The organism is Haloarcula montana (assembly GCF_035666295.1).
Taxonomy (GTDB): domain Archaea; phylum Halobacteriota; class Halobacteria; order Halobacteriales; family Haloarculaceae; genus Haloarcula; species Haloarcula montana.
Genome location: NZ_CP142027.1, coordinates 2,354,598 through 2,375,152, shown reverse-complemented (window position 1 = coordinate 2,375,152; position 20,555 = coordinate 2,354,598). Strand labels below are relative to the sequence as shown.

Here is a 20,555-nt window from a genome sequence, read left to right as displayed (position 1 = left end):
GGGGATACCATGGCCTTAGCACCCGAGCCTATATACGCTTTGCCCGACAAGTTAGAGTATGAGCATTACGCTCGCCCTTGAGATCGCATCGAGAACTGCAACTGTCTGTCGCTTTGTGATCGACGTGTATCACCGGGCGAAGGACTATCGTAGCGATGACGAGGAGGACCTGGAGCCGGGTGGTGCATTGTTGAAATTAGGCGATGTTCGCGATCACGACGAGCACCGGTCGGGGTCCGTCTCTGGTGGAAGAAAACGGTACCCGACGACGCCCCAGCCAGCTCCGAAGCCCGGCCGCCAGCCGACCCGCAATAGGAGGCAGTTCAGATAGCGTCGAACGTCCGAAAATCCAGCACGTGTGCGTACCGATAGAGATCCGGCAGCGCTCGGATCACGTCGCGGTGGGAGTCGGGCTCGCTGACCAGGCCGGACAGCACTGACTCAGAACGCCGAGTACGTCGTCTGGGCCACGCCGTATTCCGCGCTGGTGCTCGTCTCTTTGAGGACCTCGCCATCGCGGAGGATCTGGATCGTCAGCGTCCGGTCGCTGTCGTCCTGCTTTTGTGCGTTCGCTGAGATGATATCCGGATCGCCCTCGACGGCAAGCGTCTGTGAGCCAGCCCCATCGACGGTGCGGGAGGACCCGCCGGCGTTGATACTCCCCGACCACTCACCACCGTACTCGACGCGGACCTCGAAGCCGCCGCTGGCCGTGTCGCTATCGTCGTCGCCGAAGCCACCGATCCCGCCATCGGACGTGGCCTGAGCAACCCCATACGCCGCCGTCGTGGCACTGTCGGAAACCACCTCGCCGTCACGGAGGATCTCGACGGTCAGCCGCCGCGAGCTATCGTCCTGTTTTTGCGCGTTGGCACTCACGATATTGGGATCGCCCTGGACGTCGAGCGTTTGGGTCCCCGATCCGTCGACGCTGCGGGTCGACCCGCCACCGCCGATGCTCCCCGACCACTCGCCGTCGTAGGAGATCCGGACCTGATAGCCGTTCGTGGCGGGCTCGGCCTCGGTCGCCGTTTCCGTTGGCTCTTCGGTGTCGGTGGCCGTTTCGGTCTCTGTTTCCGTGTCTGTCTCCGTCGGTGTCTCGGTGTCGGTGGGGGTTCCCGTCGGCGTCTCGGTATCGGGGCTGTCGTCGATCGGCGTCTCCTCCGGCTCAGTGTCGTCGGCTGGGGACACGCATCCCGCGAGGGCGGCAAGACCGATGCAGCTGGACACTAAAAAAGACCGTCTGTCCATAACACGTCAATGGAGTGGTGACTAATAAGAGTCGGGCCACTCGCCGACGCAAAACCGTCCCTCACACTGAGTCGTCTGTGTTCGGATACCGCGCGCCGGCTTGCCGTCGTTGCTGTTCGCGCTGCTGTTCGCGACGTTCCCGAGCCTCGCGGAGTCGCTTCGGGAGCCGCTGCTCGCGATCGGTCTCGTCCTGCTCTTCGCCGTCGGCGGTCGACACCTCCCCCAGCGCGCGGGCCACGTCGCTCGCGAACGAGTTGACGACCTCGCCCATCGCCTCGATCGCCGGCTGGAACGCGGCCTGGACAGCAGTCGTCATCGCTTGGACCTGTGCGCTTGCGACCTCGACGACGCTGACCACGTCGCCGACCTCGGCGTCCAGCTGCTCGCGGGTGGCCTTCGGGACGACGAGCCGGCCGCCGCGGGTGGGCATCGCTTTCCGGATCTCGGCCATCGCCAGGTGTTCGTCGGGCGTGAGTGGCATCTCTGTGTGTTCGCGCCGGAGGAGCCACACGCCGTCGCGCTCGATGATGCGGTACTGCAGCCCGTCGCTGGTCGGGTCGATGTTGCTATCTCTCATAATTCGTCCATCAACTGCTCGGTCTTCTCGCGTTTTGCGGCGGCCTGGCGTACCTCGTTGAGCCCCTCGACGTTGAGATCCACGTGCATCCCGCCGTCGCGCTTGTCCTTCTGGATGACTTTCCGCCGTTCCAGTTCGGACGCGGCCTTCGAGACATCGCTGGTCGTCGAGACACCCAACCGCTCGGCGACGGCGTCGTAGGAGACCCACCCGCCCTCGTCGATGATCGTCGCGACAACGCCCTTGATATACCGCGGCGAGCAACTGGCCTCGTCTTTGGCGCCGTCGATCGCCGCTTTGACTGCCTCGTCTTCGAGGAACTGCTCGTAGTCGGTCAGGGACTCCAGTGCCTCAGACTGCTGCTCGCGCAGGCGCTCGTTCGCGGCCTCCAGGTCGTCGATGCGCTCCTGAGCGTCGGCCAGCTGCCGGCGGAGGTCCTCGGTTTCCTGGTCGCCGGCGCTGGTCGCGATGTCGACGTCCACCTCGAACGTCTCGGCCAGCGAACGGATATCCGCCGCGGCGCCGTCGAAGGCCGACCGGAGCTCCTGGATCTCGGCCTCCAGATCCGCGACCTGCTCCTGCAGCGTCTCGTTCTCGTCGGCCAGGTCGTCGCGCTCCTCGCGAACAGCCTCCAGATCTTCGACGAGGTCCTCGCGCTCGGCGCGTAGCTCGTCGACGCGATCCTGGAGGTCCGCGACGCCCTCGCCGACGTCGGCCGCCGCCCCACCGTTCGAGCCGGCGAGGTTCTCCAGCGCGCCCGCCAGTCGATCGGTGTCGTCAAGCTCCTCTTCGAGTTCCTCGACGCGGTCCTGGAGGCGTTCGTTCTCCGCACGGAGGCGCTCCAGTTCGTTTTCGCGTTCGGTCCGGCGCTCGCGGTCGGCCTCGACCTCGGACTGGATCTCCTCCAGGACGTCGGCCAGTTCGTCGGGTGTCTCGGGCAGGTCGAAGCTCTCCTCGCGCGGATCGGGCGACCGACGCTTGCGGACCTGGGTCGGGCCGACGAGGTTGCCATCGGAGAGCGCGGGCCCGCGGGCGACGATCTCGCCCTGGCCGAGCCCGTCGAGGACGTCCTCCGAGCAGCGCAGTGCGTCGGCAGTCCGAGCGATGTCCTCGCCGCCGGGCTTGTGGGCGACGAAGTCCTGGGCGAGCTGGATGACGCCGTTGTGGAGAAACGCCCGGCGCTGGTAGCCCACGACGATGGAGATCCCCTTGTTGCCGCCCTCGGTGCTGGCCTTGATGAGCTGGCCCCGACAGCGCTTGACGTGATCGTCGAGCTCGGGCTCGGGCGCGGAGTCTTTCGGCGCCATGATGTGGGCCTCGTCGACGACCAAGAGGCTCTTGGTCCGGTCGCCAGCGCGGAACTTCTCGTGGGCGCGATCGTTGAGACTCTGGAGCGCTCGCGCCGCAGCGGCGTGGACACGCGAGTCCTCGTCCTCGTAGTCGGCGTAGGTCGAGACGTCTACCAGCACCTTCATGCCCCGATCGAGGACCCACTCGCCCAGCTGGTCGAGGTCCTCCAGCCCGACCGCGAGGTCGACGGCGTCCTCCTCGCGAGCGCCGACCACGACGATGTCCTCGTCTTCGAGGCGGACCGGCGATAGGGATCCCAGGCGCTCGATGATGAGCGTCGGGATCGCGACGCCGGCCAGGTCTTCGAGAATCACCGCCATGGTGTTGCTCTTGCCGGTCTTGCTGGTTCCCTCGACACTCAGCCGAAAGTCCTGCTCGGCAACGGGATCGAACTGGACGTCGCCCAGCGTGACGGTCGAGTCGGTCATCTCTTCGGGATCGAGTTGGGCTTGTGCCGCCATCACTCTCCCTCCTGGTAGTGGACGTAGCCCATCCACAGCGCGAGCGCCGTCGTCCAGACGACCCCCGCGACCGCGATGCTGAGTACCAGGTCAGGCATCGCTGTCCCCCTCCCGTGGGTCGTCGACGAGCTCGTAGAGCCCGTTGTCGTAGAGGTTCCGGACGTGGTCGTGCTCCTCCAGCCGCTGGAGGCGCTGCCCGAGGTAGGTACTGGTCACCTCTCGTTTCTCCTCGTCGATCATCCGGTCGCGTGCGTACGCCGGTGTCACTCGCCCCTCGCGCAGGTAGTCCAACAGATCCCGATCGACGTCCCGCAGGTCGTCAGCATCCAGCGCCATGGGGTTGGGTTCCTTGGCTTGCATTACAAACTTACTGTTCGAACCCTTCGCGTAAAAAGCTTGGTACACAAGTTGTTGATAGTGGTTTGCATCACAAACTATAAGTGCAAACATGCCGTACTATGAAGTAGAGCACGAGTCCGCTGTAGAAGCGGCCCGGCGCACCAACGCCGGACCAGTGCTCTGGACCAACAGAGCATGTCTACCTACCAGACCGCAACCCAAGAACGTACCGACACTGACGACCGCATCGAGGGCCCGATCCCAGAGTTCGACAAGTTCGGGCAACACACCGGAGAGCACTTCTACCGCTGTGAGAGCTGCGGCGCCGAGGCGATGCGCGAGCGGGACCTCACCGACTGCTGCGGTGGTCTGTGATGGCGTCGAAGCAACTCCGGCCGGCGACCGACACGTTCGAACTCGACGAACGCGACGCCCGGGCACTCACGGAGGTCATGACGGTCCTGGACGACACGCCCCGCGTCGCCGGCGCCCCGGACATGTTTCTGGTTGTCTCGGGGTCAGGGTCCAGCTACGTCGTCGACGCTCGCGAGGGTGCCTGTGAGTGCTGGGACGACTCGACGCGTTCGGCGGGATGCAAACATCGGAGGAGAACCGCCTTCGCGACCGGCCAGCGGCCGATCCCCAGCTGGGCCGACCGCGAAGCGATCGACGACGATCTCGGGCGCTTCGTCGCCGGCGAACCCGACTACCAACACTTCGATAACGGGGGGTCCGAGTGATGGGCGTCGGCCGCCCGCGGAAGCTCCAGAGCGCCGAGGACCGTCGCCCGGAGGACCTCCCGGAGAACGTCCCCGAACCCCGCTGCGGTGACATCGTCCAGCTGCGCCACTTGGACGAGCCCGGGCTGTTCAAGGTTCGGACGACTTCCCGCCGGAGGCCCGAGGACGCCGGCGACGGGAACTACGGCCTAGACGAGATCGGCGGGGGTCGCGTGGTCAACCTCAGCGGCCCGGAGTATGCGGCGCTGTTCGAGACCGAGAAGAGCGCGCGCTGGCCGGTGTTGTTCGCGAAAGCCGACTGCATGGACCGCCGCCGAGATCCCGAGACCGAAGGGCTCACGTACTACGGCGAGCCGCTGGACGTCGGAAAGGCCGGCGCCGGTGACCGGGAGGGCGACGGTGACTGAGACCGACGGCGGTCAGGGCGTCGTGGTCGAGCACACACTCGACACTGGCCAGCGCCGCCGCTACCGGTGGGTTCCCGAGGATGGTGCGTGGACCCGCTACGTCGACGAACGCGACGGCGACGACTGGCGGCCGATCGGCTCAGAAGCGGTCGAGGACGTTTCGATCACGCATCTCACGGAGGTGCAGTCGCGATGAAAGTCCGCCTGGAGCCCCTAGAAGGTCTCCCGATCCACCGGCTGACGGTCACCGATCCGCAGGCGGCCGACGTCCACGTCGGGGAGTGCGTCGGCTACCGCTGCGCGGAGTGCCACCAGGCCGACGAGACACTCGACCAGATCTGGCACACCGAGGACTGCCCGCTCTGTGGCGAGCACGGCCGCGCTCACTACGATGACTTAGAGCCCGACGTCGACGTCGAGACGCCCACGCCCGAGTTTGACCCCCACCACGAGATCACGGTCGTCATCGCGGCGACCGGCAAGCGATCGGCCGGCGTCGCGACGAACGAGCCGTTGGCGTTTCGGTGTGCGTGTGGGAATCTGGACGAGCACCTCTTCGAGGTCGTCCACGACGAAGCCTGTGAGCTGTCGGGGCCGGTCGAGGCCCCCGACGGCGAGATCGTCCAGCTGATTCCTGAATAGCGGTCATTTTATTGCTGTCTCCAATCCTGTGCCGATAGCAGTCGCTATCGGCTGCTGATACCGCGCGAAAACCGGCTCTCAGTCGAGACGGATCTTCTCGGCAGCGTCCGCGGCGCTGTCCTCCATCCCGATCTCGACGACCGTCTGGGCAAGCTCGTCTTGGACGGCCTCCAACTCGGCCAGCTCGGCGGCCTGGGAGGCGACCTCGATCTCGATGATCGGCTCGCCGTCGAAGTGGACGGTCGCTTTCTTGAGGTCGACTGTCTCGCCCTCGTAGGCCGTGATGGCCTTGTTTAAGAGCGTGTGCATCCGCTCGGCGCTCTCGGCGGGGAGCTTCCCGTTCGTGGTCGTTGCGACTGCGACGCGGCCGCTGTAGCTGAGTGTTGGCATGGGTGGTGTCGGAACGTCAGGTTCGCGTTGGTTTCAGCGCTGTTCGGCTGGCTGGATCGGCCGTTCAATTGCTGGTCAGAGAATGAAGGCCAACAGTCTCATGGTCTTCTCCGAACCGAGGCGGTTTTTGAGGACGAGGTCGTTGTTCCCCCCGATGTAAACACAGATATTGCCGTCCGTGTCCGAAGCTGCAAACGATCCGTCGCTTTCGTCTATTGAGACGTTATTCCCTGCTACGCTGAACTTTGCCCCTTCAGTGTCGTCGTTATTCCTGACTAGAACCGACGCGGGAATCCCAAAACCGGCTAAATTACGCAGAACGACCACAGAATCATCAGACAGAATTGTTTGATTACCGACAACGGCTCTTCCAGAGCCCATGCGGATTACCTCGGAGGGATCGTTAGGACTTATTGTCTCCAGCTTATCCCCGAATTGAATCGGAGACCCTCCGTTGTCTATATTGCCCGTATCTAGCGACTCGGAGCTGACCGATCCGGCGTCGATCGACCGAGCCGACAGCTGGTCCACGTCCAGCGACGCGGGCATCCGTCGGTCCCGGATGTCCGCGAGCGTGATCGACGTGGCCCCGGCGGGAACCCACACAGTAGCGAGCACGACGCCATCGATATCGTGCATCGGATAGGGCGGCGGCGCTGCGGCGTCCCGATCCCGCGCTTGGACGCCCTCGGGCTTGATACCCCCCGGCTCGCCCTCTTTATACTGTGGATCGCCGACGGCATCGCGATAGATCACGTCGGTCCGTGGCTGCTCGGGATCAGCAGCGGGAAGCGAAAAGTCGGTGACCGACGCACAGGAGACCGTCGACCCCCCGGCGTTGATGGGGCCAGAGGGGATATCGACTGCGAGGCCGCCTCCCGACGGCGGATCGACCTTGTTCGAGCCGCTGACGGCATCGATCACCTGCCAGCCGCGATGCCAGTCCAGCTCCTGCTGTTGGTCGAGGCACTGTGCGCCGTCGTCGCGTCGATAGTCGAGCATGGTTATCGTTTGATGAGGTCCAGCGACGCTGCGTAGGGTCGCCGTCCGTGTGTCGGTCGGTCGATCGAATAGCCCTGGACGCCGTAGTCGCCGTCGACGATCGTCTCCGAGACGGCCGTGACGGTCACAGTCTGCTCGCCGTCAGCGGAGTCGCGGACGAGGTCGTCGTTGCCCGAGACTGAGCGCGTGACGATCGCCTCGGTCCGAGCCGCAGCCCGGATCGCCCGTGCCTCCAGCGGCCGGAGATCTAGACTCAGCGAGAGGGTCTCGCCCCCGCGGGCACCGCCCTCGGGGATTTGGCCGATGGCGTCCGCAGGCAGCGCGAGCGACCCCCACGAAAAGGAGAGGTCCAGCGCGCCGCCACTCTCGTCCAGCTCGCCGTCCGGAAGGGGGGTTCCCGTCCGCCGGAGCGCGATGTCGACCTGGCGGCGCTCCGGACTAATCTCCTCAATCTCCAGGGAGTCGACCACGGCCTCGAAGACCGCCGCGGGCGGTCGCCAGGCTGACGGCGGGCGGACCGTCACGGGCGGCTGGTCGTCGGCCGGCTTGACGACGGTCGCCCCGCCATACTGCGGGCGCTCGCGATAGTCGCCGACGCGATCCGCGAGCCGGCGGACTGCCGGGAGTCGGGAGCGGGGGATCTGTCCCGACAGCGTGACGGTCATCGGCGCGAGTTCGACGCTGTCGGGGACCAGCGGGAGTGTATCGAGCGTCCACTGTCTCGGCTGCCGTGGCGACCAGCGAGCGCTGCCGTAGCGAGCGCCGCCGTAGCGAAAGCCCGTCATCAGTTAGTGTTCGGCCCTGTCCGGAACAGCTCACTCTGGAGTGTGAGGTTCAGCGACCCGCGCTGGCCCTTTGGTTCGGCGGCGATGCGCTGCTGGCCGGGCGAGAACACGCCCTTGAGGTCGAGCGTCTCCTGCCAGTCCTGAGAGCTGTCTCCCGACAGTGTCGTGATGGTCTGGCCGCCGGCGCTGACCTCGACATCGGTTGGATAGGAGGTGTTTCCGTTAAACTGTTCGACGATCGTCGGCGAGAAGGCGACCGTGCTGGAGGAGGTGGAGGACTCCGTTGCCCCTAACTCAGTGCTGCTCGTGGCCGTCTCGGTAGCCCCGAGTTCCGTCGTCGTCGTGTCCGAGACTTCGTGGGTGTGCTTTCCGATACCGACGTAATACTCACTAACCGACACCTCAGCGTCCCCGACTTGATTTTTATATTCGAACTGGACGGTTTGCCCGTCGCAGTCAGTTGGGTCTCTCAGGACGACAGTGGTTGATGACGGTGTTGAATTGTCGTTAGTATCTTTCCTGACCTGGTACTCTATTCCAGAACCGTATGTCTCACCCGTCGAAGTATTTCGAAGGCGGATGTAGATAATTGGATCCGCGCGCGAACTCAAACCAGTCACCTTGAGTAGGGAGACGCCCATTACTTCCGACGTTCCGCCTGATGGCGTAATGCTTGAAAAAGCAGTCCAATCCGATGTTGAAAGTGCTCCACCGCCGAGAGAGGCAGTAGCTTCAGTGACCGATTCGAAGTCAGCGTTATCGGTTGATGTCGTATCAATGGAATGGTCGTGCGACGGGTGATGCACCGAGACGCTATGATCGTGCGAGGGGTGTGTGACTTCGACATCGTGCGAGTGGCCAGAGCTAGACACGGGACTCCGCCACGGCCGGCCCTGGACCACGAGTTTGACGACATCCTCGCGTTCGATATCGTCGGGCCAGTCCGGGATGGTCAGCGTTTGGGGGTGCCCGTCGCCGGCGACGTTCCAGCCAGAGGGGGTAACGTTTCGGTCGATATAGCCGCCATACCCGCGGTTAACCCGCTGACGCACCTCGCGCTCGTTGCCCTCCAGGTCGTCGTCAGCCTGGCGGTTGGTTAGCGTCGCCAAGTACTCGCGGCCCTGCTCGCCGTAGCGTTCGATGAGTTTCGTGATCCTGAGCATTCTGTCGATCCCGCGGTCAGGAAGCACCACTTCGAGCCGGTCGCCCAGCGCCACGTCGACGCCGATCAGCGTCGCTTCGACGGTCGTCTTCCGTGGCTCGCCGTCCATCTCCTCGACGAGCCGGTCGATGATCGTCTGGAGACGGCTCTGCTCCTTGATGTCCGTATCCTCGAACTCTCGCCAGACCTGCCGGCCGCCCGAGAAGGAGGAGGCGACGGCCTCGGCGCGGACCTGATTCGGGCCGTCGCCCGCCCCGAAGCCCTTGATATGCGTGACATCGTCGCGAACGTCCTGTGTGACACGGGGCTCCCCGACGACGTTGCGGTTGTCCGGGGAGATCACGATCCCGAGGTCACTTCCGAGCCGGTCGACGTAATCGACGGTCCGGTCGGCGTTGTAATGGAACTCGCCGCCGGTCGCTGTCGCGACCGTCTTGCCGACCTGCGCCCGGCTGCTGTTCGGAAACGAATACGACAGCGACGGCGCGAGCGTCTCGATCGTCCCCGCGGATAGTGTCGGCACTGCGTCGATCAGCAACGTCTGGACGACCTCGGAGTCGGCCGTGTTCTGGAGCATCAGGTTGGGGGCCGTCGGCTCGGCGTCGATCGCGTCGCGCATGTACGACGCCACTTGCACGACGGTCGCGTCGCCCTCGCGCTGGTCGTCGTCGTACCGACCGCCGAACAGTGTCGAGCCGTCCGGCCGTTGGATGACTAGGCGGTCGGAGCGGCTGTCCAGCGAGACAGCGTTCCATTCCTCAGCGTCGACGACCGCTTGCGCGCGGTCCATCTGCCGATACTCTTCGGTCTTCTCGGCTGTGTCAGCCTCCAGCATCGCTTTCGTCGAGCCGCTGCTGTCCTCAACGATAAGTGTCGGTTTATTTGTCATAGTGAGTCGTACCGGCCCGGCTCACTGGCCGACCGGCGCATCGTCTGCATCTCCGTCGCGACGTCATCGAGCAGCGCGACGGCTCGGTCGAGTCGCGAGGCAAGCGCTCGCGTCTGCTGATCCATCGGCTCCGAGACCCCACGGGCCACGTCGTCGGTCACGTCGAGGTCGCCGACGGCGACGCCGCCCTGCTGGGCCTCGGCGGTCTGCTGTCGAGAGAGGACGAGTTCAGGGCTGTGGAGCATCGCGAGGCCACTCTCGGCGACCATGCCGCCGGATGCGAAACCGGGGACCAGCCCCCGGTCCTGTTCGGACTCGGATGGGTCCGTTGGGTCGGGATTGCTAACCGGGGTGTCAGGGAACTCAAACCCATCATCCCCGTCGTCACCGTCATCACTGCTATCATCGCCGTCGCCATTCTCTTCCTCAGAACCGTCCTCCCCATCATCTCCATTCCCCGGATCAAAGTTTGGCACCTCTGGCACGTCAACGTCAATATCCGACATATCTTCGAGCCGATCGATGGCATCCTCGACGTCGCCGATCAGATCGTCGATAGAGTCAGTGACCCCCGAGATGTCGATGTTCAGCGAGTTCTCGATTCCGGCAGCAAGCGCGCCGAACGCTGCGGTGAGGGTCTCTTGCCCGGCATTCCGGACGTAACTGGCCGAGTCACGGATCAGGTCTTTGATGAGCGAGTTGCCGATCAACCAGTTATAGAGTTGTTTGAATCGGCGCTCGATCGGCGTGACGAGGATGCCGAACGCCCCGGCCAAGAGTTGCTTCCCGCTGGTCTTGATCCACTCGGCAATCTCCCCGACCGAGCGCTTCGAGAGCCCGACGATCGAGGACCACGCGCCGTCAAAGTCCCCCGAGATCAAATCCAACACGACGTTGATCGACGTGAGGATCGCGTCCATCCCGACCGTAAAGACCGTCTCCAGCGTGCCCATCAGCCCGCGGACGAGCGTTAGCACGTCGTCGTCGTAGGCCCGCCAGAGAGCCTGGATCTGGTTGAGGGCTGGCCGGATGACGTTGTTGAGGATCGCGTTGAACGCCGTCCGCGTGTTGGCGAGGATGCCATCGGAGCCGGTGAAGTGCTGCCTGTAGAGCCGGCTGATGTTCTGCAACGCCGGCCGGATAAACTGCGAGACGACGGCCGTCATGACCTCCGAGACCGTCTGACGGATCATCGAGAACGTCTCGCTGAACTCGCTGCCGGTCGAATTCAGCGTCTGGCGAATCTGGCTCTCGCTGTCCGAGAGCGGTAACACGAGTTGTCGCCTGACCGCGGTACTGAGGGCCGCGAGCGTGGTCTTGTTCTCGTCGACGAGCGCTTCTGTCGCCGCGGCGGTTTCGTCGACGAACGAATTTGTCGTCGCGACGACCTCGGCGCCGTGCTCGTCCCAGCGGTCCTCGATAACTGTGAGACCGTCGCCGATGATGTCCCGGACTGCCGAGATCCCGCGGTCGGTATGGCCACGGATATCGCCAAAGTTGGTCTGCCAAGCCGCTGCGAGCCCCGCGACGGCGGCGATGGCGATACCGATCGGCCCCGTCAGGACGGAGATCGCTGCCCCGACGGCGCCGACCGCGGCCGATATCCCGCCCAGCAGCGAGACGGCCGACGCAATCGCGGCCGTGAACCCGCCCAGTGCGGTCGTCACGAGCGCGATCGTCCCAGCGGCGCCGCCGGTCTGCCTGTTAAACTCCGAAAACCGTTCGAGATAGTCATTAATCACCGCCAGCAGGTCGGACGCTACCGGGAGCGTCTGCTGCCCGATCTGGATGGCGATGTTCTGGAGGCGGTTTTGCGTGACCTGGAGTTCGCTGTTGAACGTGTCACTCGCCGTCTGGTACTCTTCGGCGAGCGAGGTCCCGTCGCCCATCTGCTCGTTGGCCATCTCCTGGGCCTCGGACAGCCCCTCCATGTTCTGCGCGAGTGCGGTCAGCCCCTGTCGGGAGGTCGTCGAAAGGGCAGCCCGCAACTCGTCGGTTTGTTCGGTCCCTTCGTCCATCACTTCGGCCAGCTGGGCGATGAGTTCCGACGGATCCTCCTCTCGCAGCGCGACGAACTCCTCTGTGGTCATGTCCAGGACAGCCGCGAGTTCGCTGGCTTTCTGCGGGTCCTGCAGCTCCTGGGCGAGCCGGCGGAGCCGCGTCCCGGCCCGTTCCGCGGACTCGCTGGCCTCGTTGATCGCGGCGCTCAGCGCATAGATATCCTCGCTCGATGCCCCCAGCTGCGAGAGGGTGCCGGCGCTGCGGAGTGCGGCGTCGGTGATCTCGCTCGACGACGTCGCCATGGAATTCGAGAGCTCGTTGATGACGTCGCCGACGTTCTGGACGTTCGAGATCGGCTCGCCGGTCAGCGTCGCGAGCCGCGCGAACGCCTCGCCGGCCTCCTCGGCGGAGAGGTTCGTCGCGACGGACATCTGCGCGACCGTCTCGGTAAACTGCCGGATGTTCTCGGATCCCTCGACGCCGAAGCGGCCGGCCTGCTCGGTGATCCCCGCGAGTTCGCGCTGCGCGATCGGCATTTCGGCGGCCATCTCGCGGATCGCCGTTCCCATCTCCCGGGCCGTCTCGGGATTGGTCACTTTCTCGACGTCGACCAGCTGCTCTTCAAAGTCCGCCGCGGCGCTGGTCGCCTTCGCGAGCGCCCCAGTCGCGAGCGCGCCCAGGGCGGCGCCGGCCACGCCGACGGCGACCTTCATGTTCCGCAACCCTTCGGCTGCGTCGTCGGTCGCCTCCTGGAGGCTGGACGCGTCGCCGCCAATCTCGACCTGGACCTCCTCCCGGGCTCCTGTGATTGCCATATATAAGTATCCTGGCGGCTACCCGCCGCCGAAGTCGTCGTTGATCTCGTCGAGGAGTTGTTGGCGCTCGGCCCGCTGGCCGGCCTTGATCGCCTGCTTCTGGCTTCGCTTCTCGGGCGAGTGGGTGCCGGACTGGGCGTGTTGGCGCTGTTCTCGACGGAGTTCCATCCCCTCAGCAAACCGCCGGATCTCCGATGCGTGCAGCTGCGGGATGGTCATAAAATCATAGCCGCCCGTGTCGTGCAGCGCGACCTCGATGGCCGCCTGCTGCCTCAACGAGTGTCCGCGTCCTCGTCGTTCGCGAACTCCATCGCCTGGTCGACCAGCTCCTCGGGGCTCGCGCCGACGGCCTGCATCGCCGCCGCGTTCTCCTCCATCTCCTGCTGCTGGACCGCCTGATGCGACCCAAACCCCGACGAGTTCTTGATCGCCTTGATGAGCCCCGAGACGAGATAGTCCGGGACGTTGTCGAGATCGCCGGCGGAGCCGACGCCCTCGGCGATGAACTCGTCGAAGAACTCCTCGACGCGCTCGTCATCGGCACGATCGCTTTCGAGCACGTCCTCGTAGCGCTCGGCCGCGCCGCCGACGAGTGGTTTGACCTTGATCGCGAGGTCGGTGCCGGGGATGCGCTGTTTTTGCGGGACGAGATCGCCGTTATCGTCGCGATGGACGCCGAAGTCCTCGGGCTGTGCAATCTGGAGGTCGCTACCGTCGTTGAGTCGTGTGTTTTGGTCCGTCATCAGTTAGCTGAAATGATGATTGCCGGATCGCCCGATGCTTCGAACGTCTCGCTGATGCTTGCGACAGCTTGCCCGGATGCCTCACGCTGCCGCTCGCCGCCGTCGGTCAGCGTCGAGTTCGGGAATACGAACTCCCCGCCAGATAGCTCGTGTTCGATATCGTTTTTCGTCTTCGTGAGCGCCTCCATCATTGAGTCGTGGCTGACCTTCGGTCCGCCGACATCGGCGTCGACCGTGACCGTCCGGTCGCTTGTGTCGACCGATGGCGCGCGTGTGTCGTGGAGGCTATCGGTCGAGATGTCGTTCTCGACCGACCACGACGCACTGTTAAGACGAGGTCGCAGCGGCGAGCCGGCTGGCCGCTCGACGCGATCGCCGACGAAGTGCTCGAACGTTGTGCCGATCTCGCTACCGTGCGAGCCCGCCCCCAGCGACGGGATACCGCGGTCGCCGTCGACGGGCTGGTCGTCATCGGAATAGGTCAGTCCGCCCTGCAGCTCGACGAAGGTGGTGCCGCTGCCGTCGGTGATCGTGATATCGCCGGTCGGCTGCTCGGAGAGCCAGACGGAGTCGATATCGCCGAATGACTCCGTCGTGGTGACGCTGGTCGTGCCAGTCAGCGATATCGTTTCGGTCGTCCCGGCACCCTCGTTCTCGATCGTGACATCCATCGTGTCCGCGTCGTCCGTCGACGTGATCTCCAGTGTCGTCGACGCACTGGGCTGGTGGATGGCGTAGCTGCGGACCTTGCGCGGCATGAGGCCACACTCCAGCAGGATGGGCTGAGCCTCGCTTGGGTCCAGCGTCGCTTCGACGGACTCGACAGCAGCCCCGCGGACGACCGTGTAGAGCCGGATGCCGGCGTCGTCGTTGCCGCCAGGGATCCGGGTCCGCTCCTGGTAGAGGATCGTTCCCTCCAGGGCGTTGTACTCGTCCCGGAGCAGGCCATACGCATCCAGCGAGTTAGGGTTACCGTCGCCGTCGACGGGGAACTGTTGCATGTCGTAGGCGACGGTTGCTTCGGGTTCTTCTGTCCCGCGATTGTGGTCGACGGGGTCAGGGGTGCTGATGGCGTCCTGGCGCTCGACGGTCGCGCCGCCGCTCGCCGTGAACTCTCGCATCACGTCTGATGGGCGTTGCCAGTCGGGATCGGTCGGGACGGCCATGGGCTCGGACTCGACAACGTAGCCGTGCCGGCCCGGTAGCGTCCCGCTTTCTGGGGTATCTCGTGCGCTCATGTGTCAGTCTCCTTGAGTTTGATCGTGTCGTAGTGGTCGACCAGCGCCTCGCCGACCTCCTGGGGGACCTGTGCGGTGCCGGTGTCGGCAAACTCGACAGGCTCGTCCATGAAGCCGCTATTGAAGAGGCGCTGTGTCGCAGTGTTCGTGTTTGTGACGTACATCTCGGTCACTCCGTATGCTTGAGCCGGGCGACGACGAACCGTCGGTAGTGCGTCGGCGACCGCTCCGTGTCGTTGCTCTCGGTGGGCGGCTGGGCGTTGACCCAGTCGTAGCCGTCGGGGGTGGGCGGGCCGTCGTCGGATTCGTCGGCCTCGAAGAGGATATCGTGGACCTCCCTCCCCAGCGCGTTCGCGACGACGTCGGGATGTGAGCCGTCGGACTGGTAGATGTCGGCGTCGTCCGGCCCTCCCCAGCAGTCGATTTGGACGCTGGTGATCGTGTCCTGGATGCCGCCGTTGCCGCCGGGGTCCATCCCCGAGTAGCCGGTTTCGCCGCCGCCGGCGACGGTCGGGTCCTCGCTCGCGATCGCGACCTGCGGATAGTCGTTGGCGCCGTCGTAGTCAGCAAACCGGACGTCGCCATCGGTCGCTGGTTGGGTGGGGTCGCCGGCGTCGAACGTCACCGGGACGACGGAGTCGTCGAAGTGCTCGCGGAGGAACGCGACGAGGTCCTTCTTGATGTCTCGAGTCACTCGAACATCACCCGGTTAGTGTCCTGAAGCTGCTTGATGCGGCGTATCTCGCGGAGTGCCTCTTCGTCGACGGCGACAGCTGCAGCGCCAGCGGCAGGTGGTGGACCCGGTGGACCACCATCCCCGAAGTCATCTAGAGTGACGGTAACAGAGGACGCGGCAGGAACTGTCGGGGGCGAGTGTGGCACGTGCTGACCGGTGATGAGACGGTGCGTCTTGTAGCCAGGTGTGGGCAGGTCCCACCACGGCGGTAGCCAGTAGTCTGGTGATTCTGTCATGTCAGTCCTCGATGACGGTCAGGACGATCACGCCACCGTCCTCTTCGTAGCGGTCGATGACTCGGTACGTCGTGTCGTTCGGGTGGTCAAGCTTCGTCGGGTAGCCGTCGGCGTCGCCTTCGGGGCGGATCGTCTGGTCGTCAGGGACGACACGGATTTCGGTCCGCGTCTCGGCTTCCGAGCCGTCCGAGAGCGTGACGGTCTTGGGCATCCCACGGGATTCGAGCACGCCGATGATGGAGCCGTCAGGCGAGTACGACGGCGTCGACCGCCCGCCGCCACCGCTGGCGTTCCGGATGTCGTACTCCTTGCCTCGCTTCTTGATGAGCCGGTAAGCAGCACCAGTCATCAGCTGACCCTCTCGATTTCGATAGTCGCGATGAGCGTACCCGTATCGCGGATATCTTTCCGGTCGGCGATTCGTTTCATCCGGTCTTGGACGGCCAGCGCCGCACAGCGGACGATGGCTTCTTCGGACACGAGTGGGATGCCCTGGGACGTCGAGATTCGGCGGATTTCAGACTCGGTGTTCGCCTGGACGTACTCCGCCGCGGGGCGGACAAACGGCCGCGCCTCCATCTTTGACGTTCCCAACTCCTGATAGATTGCATACTCGACCGTCGGCGCGGCGATATACACAGTCTCGCCGCTGTAGTCAACACCGACATCCTCGATGAGCCCCATCGCCGCATCGAAGCCCATCATCGCGATGCCCCAACTCATTCTGAGGTGTCCGGAACCGACAACGAGAACGTCGGTTTGCCCGCGTTCGTGCCGATCAGACTGTCCGGCGCCCCGAGTCGCTTAGCGCGACCGCGCAGTTGGTCGATGACATCTTCCTCGTAGGTTTCCGACGTTCGACCAGTTGAGGCCTCGCTCGCTGCGCGGTCCAGCGAGGTCCCGATGTGGATCGCTGCGAGGACGGCTTCGAGGTCCCGGCGGTCGTCGGTGTCGTCGGCGGGGGGGTCATCCATCTCGCGTGGGATGTCCCGTTCGATCCGCTCGATGACCGACGTGATCTTCGTGTCGTCGAGATACGTGTCAATCTCGACACGGACATCGGCCGCTGTCGCGGTGGGCATCGGTTACTCCTCCAGTTCCCGGATGCGAGCTTCGAGGGTGTCCGTTGCCGTGGTTCGATCCTCTGATGCCCTTTCGGCCCCGAGGATCGTTCTCAGGAGACCGATGTCGTCGACGCCTTCGATTCGGGCTTCGAGTTCGCCGACAGTGAGGTCCTCCGGGTGCGGGTCGAGATCGTCCTCGGTGAGCTCGGAGGCCTCGCCGCTCGCGTCTGCGCTCTGGGTCTTCGCGTCCTCGGTCTCGTCGTTATCGTCGCCGTTGTCGAGCTGCTCGAACGACCCCGGGATCCGTTCGTAGACCACGGCGGGGATCTCGGTTTCGTCGCCGAGTGTGAGATGCTCGCCGTCGACCCAGACGTCGCCGTCCGTCACGCGGACGGGTACGGTGTCAGTCATGGTCTCAGGCGTCGATCCCGGTCATCCGGGTGATGCCCGAGATGCCGTCGGGCTGGGTCCGGATGAACGGCGTCCGGGAGCTGATGAGGCGGTTGTTGAGTGCGGCGCCGCCGTCGCTCTCCCAGCTGGTGTTTGTGACGCCCTGGGCGTTGACGATCTGGAAGTACCGCGGGTCGTCCAGCATCATGATGACACTGTCGGAGTCCAGGCGCGGCGCCGGGACGATGTTGAGGTAGTCGTACTTACGCTCGATACGGTCGCGGACCGTCTCGTCAGCCTGCTCGGTCTCGTAGTCCTCGCGGGTGAACTCGCCCCACATCGCCCGCGGGACGAACAGCCACCCACCGACCTCGCTGACCAGCGGGACGTCGTCCTCGTCGACGACGTCGGTCTGGTCCTCGACCGAGTCGTGAAGCGTGTCGATGTCGTCGAGCATCCCGGCGGCGTCGCCGATCCAGCCGGTGGAGTTGCTGGCCTGGATGATCTCCGAGATGTTCGAGTCCAGCCCGTCAACGGAGAGTAGCCCGCGCTCGGTCTGGACATCCGGCCCCCAGCCGTCCCAGAGCTTGCTGTGCTCCAGGCGGTTGAGTGCCTGTCGCGCTTCAGTTCCGACCGAGTCGTCGAAGCTCTCACCGAACGCCTGCGCGTTCTGGAACTCGCGGGCGTCGATCTGATAGGTGACGATGTCCATCGGGAGTGGGACACCATCGAGGGCGTGACCCGTCATCTCCTGCTCGCTGCGAGTCCGCAGGTTCATCGACGTCGTGCCCTCCAGCCGAGTCCCGCTCATCGGCGAGAAGTGCGCGTACCGCGAGAGGTCACTGGAAGCGACGAAGCCAGCCCCGATCAGCTGGTCGACGACAGTCGACTGGACGAACTGGTCGCTGAGGACCATGTCCGCGTACTGCGCCCACGAGTCGACCTCCAGCGTCGAGTCCGCCGTCAGTTCGGCAGACGGGTTCGTGCTCTTGATGCCGGTCGCCTTGTCGAGCTGCTCCCACTGCTCCGGGCTGAAGGGCGACTCGGCGCGGAGCTGCTGGAGGGCCTGTTCGCGGACCCTCGGGACCGGGTTGAACAGCGCCTTCTGCGCGGTCAGCGACAGGTCGTTTTCGACACTCTTCGACCACTTGGTCTCGGTAGAAACGTTGGTTGCACTCATGTCAGGAACCTCAGTAGAACTCCACGACGACGAAGTCGTCGCCACTGTCGCGGTCGATGACGCGGATGCCGCGACCGATCGCGGTCGTCGGCGAGCTGGTGATGTAGCCGTTGGCGTCCCAGCCGACCTCGGCGTCCTCGAAGTTGCCCGGCGTCCCGATGTTGCCGTCGTGGCGGAGTCGGGCCCGGTCGTGTCGGCGGAAGCCGACCGTCTCGAGGTTGTCGCCCGCCGCGTAGGCGTCGTCGAGCGGCGAGTCGCCAGTACCTCCGAGCGAGCGCGGCGGGTTGCGCTGCTCGCGAGCGACGCGCTTGGTGTTGGCGTCGGCGCCCGCCAGCTTGACCTGCTTCTCGCCGTCGGCGTCCTCGTACCAGACGACGCCGCGACCCGGCTCGATCGGCGCATCCGCACTCCCTTCGACGTAGCTCTCGTTGCCGTTGACCTGTGCGATGACGGACTGGTTCTGTGCGATCATGAGTTAGTCCTCCTGGACCCCGGTGCCGTACTCGTCGGCGTCGGCATCCGAACTCGCGCCCGCCGTGAGACTCGGGCCGGCGCCGGCCGAGCCCGGCAGCTGCGCCGTCAGTTCACCGCGGACGCGCTGGTGCTCGCGGTCGACCAGCGCGTCGGCCGACGCGAGGAGATCCTCGCGATCGCCCTCGTCGTAGCTGTCGGCCTTCGCGATGATCTCGTCGACCTTCTCCTGCTTGCTGGCCTGGGCCTGCGCCTCCTCAACGAGGTCGCCGGCCTGGTCCTGTGTGACGAAGCCCTGGTCGCGCAGCGCGTCGCCGAGCTCGTCGACGGTCATGTCGCCGAGCGTCTGATCCCCGCTGTTGGGGTCGTCCGGGTCGTCGTTGCTACCACCGTTAGCGTCCGCGTCGTCCGCGGCGCCGTCGGCAGCGAGTTCGTACGTCTGTTCGAGCACGTCGTCGTCCATCGCCTGGAGCGACTCCTCGGCGAAGCCGGCGTTGGCGGTCAGGAACTGAACGTACTGCTCTCGAGTGTTGCTGTCCATGTTCTTGGTAGAACCGTCAGGATCCGCATCCGTGGAGGATTCCGCCCCCGTCGTCTCCGTGTCTGTACTCCCCTCGGCCGTGACCTCGGCGCCGTCCGGCGCAACGCCGACGAACGCCGAGTCGTAGAAGTAGGCGCCGTCGGCCGCGGTGATCGGGTCGAGGACCTCGCCGCCCTCGCCGGCGTAGTGGAGGACAACGTAGACCGTGGTGTCCTCGTCGAGGGGGTCATCGAACGGAACCGCCACGTCCATCGCAACCTTCCCGCCGTCGTAGACGTCGCTCGACCCGATGGCGGGTCCGAGCCCGGGACCGACCTCCGGGAAGTCGTCGCCTTCCAGGTGAGCAGCCAGCAGCCACTCAGCATCAGCGAACCGCGCCTCGTCGACGCGGACGGACGTTCCGTCGCTGGTCTGGTCTTTAAACCAGACCGCTCCGCGATTGTCGCCCGAGTCGCCGATGATCCCGAACGTCCGGGCAAGCTTCTCAACCAGCCCCTCGGGGTCGTCGACGTCGTCGATGCCGTCGGCCGCGGTCAGCTCGGCGCCGATGTCGGTCCCGCGCGTGAACGACGCGAGTGCCTCGTTCGGCCCCCACTCCGCCGTATTCGACGGCGAGTCGCCCTTCGAGACGACCGACAGGTCGCGGAACTGGATGTTCGTCGCCTTGTACGCCCCCGTCTCCTCGTCTTTCGTCCCCAGTTCGAACGTCGGGTGGACCGACACCTCGTAGCTGCCGGCCTGGACGCCCTGGGCGATCGACTCGTCGTGCGCAGTTGCCTCGTAGCCGACGGCCTGCTGACTGTCGAGCCAGCCCGCTTTGGGGACCTTCCCGACCGTGTCGTCGGTCGGCGGCGGGTAGACCGGGCGGCCCTCGTCGTCTTCGGGGTGGTCTTTTGTGAGTGGCTCGCCGGCCTGCGTCTCGGCTGCTGCCTTGAGCTCCTCCTCGGAGAACAGGACTGGCGTCCCGTCATCCATATGGAGGATGTCGCCGGCTGCGACCGCCACGCCCGAGAAGCGATAGGGTGGATCGGTGTCGTCGTTCGAACCTGCGGTCAGCCGGGCCGTCCGGGCCGACACCCGCAGGTCATGGTTGTCGTTGTGCATCTTTTGGAAACTGTGTTGTCGGCCCGGGATCCTCGCCTCTC

Annotated in this window: 28 protein-coding genes; 6 read left to right on the top strand and 22 right to left on the bottom strand. The window is 65.2% G+C overall.

Annotation, left to right across the window (positions count from 1 at the left end):
• Nucleotides 1-58: 58 nt before the first annotated feature.
• Nucleotides 59-331, top strand: coding sequence for a hypothetical protein (locus VJ109_RS12525; RefSeq protein ID WP_324757127.1), 273 nt, complete (start codon nucleotides 59-61; stop codon nucleotides 329-331).
• A 110-nt stretch (nucleotides 332-441) separates the two neighbouring features.
• Here VJ109_RS12525 and VJ109_RS12520 read toward each other — a convergent pair whose 3' ends face one another.
• From VJ109_RS12520 to VJ109_RS12505, 4 genes are all read right to left on the bottom strand, one after another.
• The gene (locus VJ109_RS12520; protein WP_324757125.1) at nucleotides 442-1,191 is read right to left on the bottom strand and encodes a hypothetical protein; all 750 of its coding nucleotides are present in this window, start codon (nucleotides 1,189-1,191) and stop codon (nucleotides 442-444) included.
• A 121-nt stretch (nucleotides 1,192-1,312) separates the two neighbouring features.
• The gene (locus tag VJ109_RS12515) at nucleotides 1,313-1,828 is read right to left on the bottom strand and encodes a hypothetical protein (protein WP_324757123.1); all 516 of its coding nucleotides are present in this window, start codon (nucleotides 1,826-1,828) and stop codon (nucleotides 1,313-1,315) included.
• Nucleotides 1,825-3,639: an ATP-binding protein gene (locus VJ109_RS12510; protein WP_324757121.1), complete on the bottom strand. Its 1,815-nt coding sequence runs from the start codon at nucleotides 3,637-3,639 to the stop codon at nucleotides 1,825-1,827. Before VJ109_RS12510 ends, VJ109_RS12515 begins: the two co-directional genes overlap by 4 nt.
• A gap of 90 nt (nucleotides 3,640-3,729) precedes the next feature.
• On the bottom strand, nucleotides 3,730-3,999 hold the full coding sequence (locus VJ109_RS12505) for a hypothetical protein (RefSeq protein ID WP_324757119.1): 270 nt from the start codon (nucleotides 3,997-3,999) through the stop codon (nucleotides 3,730-3,732).
• Between the two features lie 174 nt (nucleotides 4,000-4,173).
• Here VJ109_RS12505 and VJ109_RS12500 point away from each other — a divergent pair, with 174 nt between their 5' ends.
• The 5 genes from VJ109_RS12500 to VJ109_RS12480 are packed head-to-tail and all read left to right on the top strand — an operon-like array spanning nucleotide 4,174 to nucleotide 5,767.
• Nucleotides 4,174-4,353, top strand: coding sequence for a DUF8118 domain-containing protein (locus VJ109_RS12500; protein ID WP_324757117.1), 180 nt, complete (start codon nucleotides 4,174-4,176; stop codon nucleotides 4,351-4,353).
• A complete protein-coding gene (locus VJ109_RS12495; protein ID WP_324757115.1) occupies nucleotides 4,353-4,718 on the top strand; it encodes a hypothetical protein in 366 nt (121 codons plus the stop codon). Before VJ109_RS12500 ends, VJ109_RS12495 begins: the two co-directional genes overlap by 1 nt.
• A complete protein-coding gene (locus VJ109_RS12490) occupies nucleotides 4,718-5,125 on the top strand; it encodes a hypothetical protein (RefSeq protein WP_324757113.1) in 408 nt (135 codons plus the stop codon). Before VJ109_RS12495 ends, VJ109_RS12490 begins: the two co-directional genes overlap by 1 nt.
• Entirely contained in the window at nucleotides 5,118-5,321 is a 204-nt protein-coding gene (locus tag VJ109_RS12485; RefSeq protein WP_324757112.1) for a hypothetical protein, read from the top strand. The genes VJ109_RS12490 and VJ109_RS12485 overlap by 8 nt, the downstream gene beginning before the upstream one ends.
• Nucleotides 5,318-5,767 carry a hypothetical protein gene (locus VJ109_RS12480; protein ID WP_324757110.1) on the top strand — a complete coding sequence of 150 codons (450 nt, stop codon included), beginning with the start codon at nucleotides 5,318-5,320 and terminating at the stop codon, nucleotides 5,765-5,767. The genes VJ109_RS12485 and VJ109_RS12480 overlap by 4 nt, the downstream gene beginning before the upstream one ends.
• A gap of 78 nt (nucleotides 5,768-5,845) precedes the next feature.
• Here the strand turns inward: VJ109_RS12480 and VJ109_RS12475 are convergent, their stop codons facing one another.
• The 18 genes from VJ109_RS12475 to VJ109_RS12390 all read right to left on the bottom strand — a co-directional run bounded on the left by VJ109_RS12475 (nucleotide 5,846) and on the right by VJ109_RS12390 (nucleotide 20,514).
• A complete protein-coding gene (locus VJ109_RS12475) occupies nucleotides 5,846-6,157 on the bottom strand; it encodes a hypothetical protein (RefSeq protein ID WP_324757107.1) in 312 nt (103 codons plus the stop codon).
• 75 nt (nucleotides 6,158-6,232) lie between these two features.
• Entirely contained in the window at nucleotides 6,233-7,159 is a 927-nt protein-coding gene (locus VJ109_RS12470) for a hypothetical protein (protein WP_324757105.1), read from the bottom strand.
• A 2-nt stretch (nucleotides 7,160-7,161) separates the two neighbouring features.
• On the bottom strand, nucleotides 7,162-7,944 hold the full coding sequence (locus VJ109_RS12465; protein WP_324757104.1) for a hypothetical protein: 783 nt from the start codon (nucleotides 7,942-7,944) through the stop codon (nucleotides 7,162-7,164).
• The gene (locus tag VJ109_RS12460) at nucleotides 7,944-9,995 is read right to left on the bottom strand and encodes a phage tail family protein (protein ID WP_324757102.1); all 2,052 of its coding nucleotides are present in this window, start codon (nucleotides 9,993-9,995) and stop codon (nucleotides 7,944-7,946) included. Before VJ109_RS12460 ends, VJ109_RS12465 begins: the two co-directional genes overlap by 1 nt.
• Nucleotides 9,992-12,811, bottom strand: a complete 2,820-nt coding sequence (locus VJ109_RS12455) for a phage tail tape measure protein (RefSeq protein WP_324757101.1) — start codon at nucleotides 12,809-12,811, stop codon at nucleotides 9,992-9,994. The genes VJ109_RS12460 and VJ109_RS12455 overlap by 4 nt, the downstream gene beginning before the upstream one ends.
• An 18-nt stretch (nucleotides 12,812-12,829) precedes the next feature.
• Nucleotides 12,830-13,087: a hypothetical protein gene (locus tag VJ109_RS12450; RefSeq protein WP_324757100.1), complete on the bottom strand. Its 258-nt coding sequence runs from the start codon at nucleotides 13,085-13,087 to the stop codon at nucleotides 12,830-12,832.
• Entirely contained in the window at nucleotides 13,084-13,554 is a 471-nt protein-coding gene (locus VJ109_RS12445) for a hypothetical protein (protein WP_324757098.1), read from the bottom strand. Before VJ109_RS12445 ends, VJ109_RS12450 begins: the two co-directional genes overlap by 4 nt.
• Entirely contained in the window at nucleotides 13,554-14,792 is a 1,239-nt protein-coding gene (locus VJ109_RS12440) for a hypothetical protein (RefSeq protein ID WP_324757096.1), read from the bottom strand. The genes VJ109_RS12445 and VJ109_RS12440 overlap by 1 nt, the downstream gene beginning before the upstream one ends.
• Entirely contained in the window at nucleotides 14,789-14,956 is a 168-nt protein-coding gene (locus tag VJ109_RS12435; RefSeq protein ID WP_324757095.1) for a hypothetical protein, read from the bottom strand. Before VJ109_RS12435 ends, VJ109_RS12440 begins: the two co-directional genes overlap by 4 nt.
• Nucleotides 14,957-14,961: 5 nt before the next feature.
• A complete protein-coding gene (locus VJ109_RS12430; RefSeq protein WP_324757093.1) occupies nucleotides 14,962-15,486 on the bottom strand; it encodes a hypothetical protein in 525 nt (174 codons plus the stop codon).
• The gene (locus VJ109_RS12425) at nucleotides 15,483-15,764 is read right to left on the bottom strand and encodes a hypothetical protein (protein WP_324757091.1); all 282 of its coding nucleotides are present in this window, start codon (nucleotides 15,762-15,764) and stop codon (nucleotides 15,483-15,485) included. The genes VJ109_RS12430 and VJ109_RS12425 overlap by 4 nt, the downstream gene beginning before the upstream one ends.
• A gap of 1 nt (nucleotide 15,765) precedes the next feature.
• On the bottom strand, nucleotides 15,766-16,113 hold the full coding sequence (locus VJ109_RS12420; protein WP_324757090.1) for a hypothetical protein: 348 nt from the start codon (nucleotides 16,111-16,113) through the stop codon (nucleotides 15,766-15,768).
• On the bottom strand, nucleotides 16,113-16,487 hold the full coding sequence (locus VJ109_RS12415) for a hypothetical protein (RefSeq protein WP_324757089.1): 375 nt from the start codon (nucleotides 16,485-16,487) through the stop codon (nucleotides 16,113-16,115). Before VJ109_RS12415 ends, VJ109_RS12420 begins: the two co-directional genes overlap by 1 nt.
• Nucleotides 16,484-16,846 carry a hypothetical protein gene (locus tag VJ109_RS12410; RefSeq protein ID WP_324757088.1) on the bottom strand — a complete coding sequence of 121 codons (363 nt, stop codon included), beginning with the start codon at nucleotides 16,844-16,846 and terminating at the stop codon, nucleotides 16,484-16,486. The genes VJ109_RS12415 and VJ109_RS12410 overlap by 4 nt, the downstream gene beginning before the upstream one ends.
• Before the next feature lie 3 nt (nucleotides 16,847-16,849).
• The gene (locus VJ109_RS12405) at nucleotides 16,850-17,239 is read right to left on the bottom strand and encodes a DUF8129 domain-containing protein (protein ID WP_324757086.1); all 390 of its coding nucleotides are present in this window, start codon (nucleotides 17,237-17,239) and stop codon (nucleotides 16,850-16,852) included.
• A gap of 4 nt (nucleotides 17,240-17,243) precedes the next feature.
• The gene (locus VJ109_RS12400; RefSeq protein ID WP_324757085.1) at nucleotides 17,244-18,398 is read right to left on the bottom strand and encodes a hypothetical protein; all 1,155 of its coding nucleotides are present in this window, start codon (nucleotides 18,396-18,398) and stop codon (nucleotides 17,244-17,246) included.
• A 10-nt stretch (nucleotides 18,399-18,408) separates the two neighbouring features.
• Entirely contained in the window at nucleotides 18,409-18,870 is a 462-nt protein-coding gene (locus tag VJ109_RS12395) for a hypothetical protein (protein WP_324757083.1), read from the bottom strand.
• 3 nt (nucleotides 18,871-18,873) lie between these two features.
• A complete protein-coding gene (locus tag VJ109_RS12390) occupies nucleotides 18,874-20,514 on the bottom strand; it encodes a DUF7282 domain-containing protein (RefSeq protein ID WP_324757082.1) in 1,641 nt (546 codons plus the stop codon).
• Nucleotides 20,515-20,555: the final 41 nt, after the last annotated feature.